The organism is Moorena sp. SIO3I6 (genome assembly GCF_010672095.1).
Map to the genome: position 1 here is coordinate 1 of NZ_JAAHHU010000550.1, position 2,840 is coordinate 2,840.

3 protein-coding genes are annotated in these 2,840 nt (G+C 44.9%); 2 read left to right on the plus strand and 1 reads right to left on the minus strand.

Translation table 11 applies throughout. From position 1 onward, the window contains the following. Positions 1-522: 522 nt before the first annotated feature. Positions 523-1,611, minus strand: a complete 1,089-nt coding sequence (locus tag F6K49_RS39355; protein WP_293106010.1) for a zinc ABC transporter substrate-binding protein — start codon at positions 1,609-1,611, stop codon at positions 523-525. A gap of 125 nt (positions 1,612-1,736) precedes the next feature. Here F6K49_RS39355 and F6K49_RS39360 point away from each other — a divergent pair, with 125 nt between their 5' ends. Together F6K49_RS39360 and F6K49_RS39365 are read left to right on the plus strand one after the other, a co-directional pair. Next, positions 1,737-2,456 carry a metal ABC transporter ATP-binding protein gene (locus F6K49_RS39360; RefSeq protein ID WP_293062260.1) on the plus strand — a complete coding sequence of 240 codons (720 nt, stop codon included), beginning with the start codon at positions 1,737-1,739 and terminating at the stop codon, positions 2,454-2,456. 169 nt (positions 2,457-2,625) lie between these two features. Next, positions 2,626-2,840, plus strand: a 215-nt coding sequence (locus tag F6K49_RS39365) for a DUF2656 family protein (protein ID WP_293106013.1), incomplete at its 3' end; no start/stop codon positions are given.

Sequence of the window (2,840 nt, forward strand, 5' to 3'; positions counted from 1 at the left end):
TACGCATTAAGCTTCGGACATTCCTAAACTCAGCAAACCTAGTCCTAGCTTACTTTTGACTTCTGAGTTCTAACTTCTGACTTCTGACTTCTGCTATACCTCCAAATCCCAGAAGTCAGGAAGCAGGGTTAGTGGGGGCGATCGCCTCTACAGAAATGGCGGATTTAGTGCCAACGGTATTCGAGGAGAATTATAGCGTTTATAGGACTCATGAGGTACAAATGGATCCCCCTAAATCCCCCTTAAAAAGGGGGACTTTGAGGTTAATTATTGTACCTCATACATGCAATTAACGCTATATATCAGCTACCAATCATTTGGCGTTGCTGATTCTGAGTATGGTTTCGCCCCCCTAGCCCCCCAATTCTGGGGGGAACAAAACTCTCAAGCGATGCAGCAAGGGAACAGGGGGTTTCCCCCATGAGCGACTGCATCAAGACAAGTCCCCCAAAATTGGGGGATTTAGGGGGCTTTAAGAAAACCAGATGATCGTCCATTCATTCCTTAATTCAGCAACGCCAATCATTTAGCAGCTTTGCCATCAAAAGAAGAACAGTTTCCCCCCAACCCATCTACAATGGCACAGGTATTGCTAGTAATCATGCCAATATAAGTTCCAGTATCACTCCCTTTTTCTCCTAGACCATCAACCAATAACTTTTGCTCTGAGAGTTTAACCTTTGCTTCTCTGGCGACAGTGCCAATAACCTTATCATTTGTTGTTACTTCGGCGAAAATTGTTGGTACCTTACTTTTCTTAATCTTCTGTACCAGTTCTTTCACCCGTGCTGCTGTCGGTGCTTCTTCTGCGCTAAGCCCTTGCAACGCATCAGAATCAGAAAAACCGTAAGCGTTAATGTAGTACCCTAGGGCATCATGGGTAGTGATTAGTTGGCGTTGCCCTTTGGGTATGGTGGCAACTTGTGCTTTGACCCAAGCATCCAACTGTTCCAGGTTAGTGGTTAGCTGTTTGGCATTCTTAGCATACAATTCCTGATCATCTGGGTTAACTGCTGCCAGTTGGCTACGAATTACTTCTGCCATCTTGATACCATTTTGGACATCATGCCAAATATGGGGGTCGGGCTCTAGTTCCTCATCACTGTGAGCAGATCCTGTCTTCTCTTCCTCATGGTCATGGTCATGGTGATCATCATGGTCATCCTTATGGTCATCCTTATGGTCATCCTTTTCTTGCTCGTGATCATGGTGGTGATGTGCTTCCGCCATAATTGGACTAGGCACAGCTTGATCATGCACCGCTATTTTAGGAGCTGGTGTATTAGTGGCTTGAACTAATTTAATAACTTCTGGTTCAAAGTCGTAGCCACCGTATAGAACTAGTTGGGCTTGCTCTAGGGATTGGCGAGCTAAGCTGGTAGCTTTGTAGGTATGAGGGTCTTGACCTGGTTCAATCAGACAGGTCATATCAATGGTATCTTGAGCAATTTCTGTTGTTAAGTCACAAAGCACACTGTAGGATGCTACCACTAGTGGCTTCTCCCTTGATGAGGTTTCACTGGTTTGACTACAACCACCTAGTGCTACCCCAAAGGCGAGAGCACCACTAGCTAAGAGCGTCCGAAGTTTAACTGGTAAGGGTTTCAGCATAGATCAACCCGCTTAAATTTGTAGCTATCAAGAACAAGAATCATTTTACAAGGCTTAGGCTGAGAACGACAATCAGTTGCAGCCACGCTACACTATGATAGTGGTAGTCATTTTCACAAAACCTAATGTTAGAAGTCCATAACCTAGGAGTCTGTTACCGAGACACTTGGGCTATTTGTGATATATCCTTCTCCCTCCAGCCAGGACAATTAACTGGCTTACTGGGACCCAATGGTGCTGGCAAAAGTACTATGGTGAAGGCGATGCTGGGACTGATTCCAGCAGTGAAGGGGGTAGTGAAATTGGCAGCCCGTCCCCTCCGGAGTCAATTAAAACGAGTCGCTTATGTTCCTCAGCGATCGCAAATTGATTGGGATTATCCGATTACGGTATGGAATGTAGTGATGATGGGTCGTACAGTCCACACCGGTTGGTTTAGGTCTCCTAGTCGCCAATCTAAGGAAATTGTTAAGAATGCGTTAGAACGGGTGGGTATGTTCGAGTATCGCCACCGTCAAATTGGCGAACTCTCTGGTGGACAGCAGCAGCGGGTATTTTTAGCGCGGGCCCTAGCTCAACAAGCCGAGTTATTATTTTTTGATGAGCCATTTGTGGGCATCGACAAAAAGACCGAAGATATTATTTTTGAGGTTTTTACTGAACTTAAATCCCAAGACAAAACGTTACTAGTGATCAGCCATGACTTAGGAGAAACCTTAGCTCATTATGATCAACTCCTCTTATTGAATAAGCAACTGATTGCTGTGGGTTCAAGGGCCCAAGTGCTGACACCAGAAAACCTGAGCAAGGCTTATGGTAAGGTGATGAGTTTGGCCGCAGCTTGATGGCTTAGTGTTGAGTGCTTAGTTTTGAGTGCGGAGCCTGGTAACTCGGTCAATCTCAGAGTTGGAGAGTAATACGTGTTAGGGTTCACTGTTCACCCATGAACCCAACCTAATATATACTGATTCTTGCTGGGCTGGAAAATTGATCAAACAGGATATTACAGGACTCATGACTGACTCTCAAACTGGTCGGATGTTGCTTTCCCATAACTTTGAACTATCAGACGATAGTTTTCCTGAACTAAACCGGGAAGAATTTACTCAGGTATTTGCTGAAGGATTAAGTAACTATCCATCCTTAAAGTGTCGTAAGTTAGATCATCCCCATTGGATGGTTGAAATTTTATTCCCTACTCAAGAGCTTACCCCACCTCAAGTTGGAGA